A 346-nucleotide genomic window follows, 5' to 3' on the forward strand; every position below is an offset into this window, starting at 1 on the left:
TGGTACCACTATCGAGTGCGACCAGGATGCCAACGATTTGACGCTTACTGGTGACGTGACCGATGAAGCGGACAACTGCTCAAATGGATTGGAAGCAACATATTCTGATGCCGTGGCTGATGGCTCCTGTGCAAACGAATCCGTAATCACAAGAACTTGGACGCTTGTCGATGACTGTGGAAACGAAACAAACCTAGTGCAGACAATAAACGTCGTGGACACTACTGCGCCAGTGCTTACATTGCCTAGCGATGCTACCGTGGAATGTACCGAAAGTACCGATCCTGCAGCTACTGGAACGGCTACGGCCACCGATACTTGTGGTAACGTGACCGTAACTTATTCC

The 346-nt window shown here is 50.3% G+C and carries 1 pseudogene; it reads left to right on the top strand.

The window, feature by feature from the left end:
* A pseudogene (locus tag AB9K26_RS00150) lies at positions 1 to 346 on the top strand (hypothetical protein); the annotation flags it as partial.

Origin of the sequence: Psychroserpens sp. XS_ASV72 (genome assembly GCF_041224425.1) — a bacterium.
In the GTDB taxonomy this organism is placed as follows: Bacteria; Bacteroidota; Bacteroidia; order Flavobacteriales; family Flavobacteriaceae; genus Psychroserpens.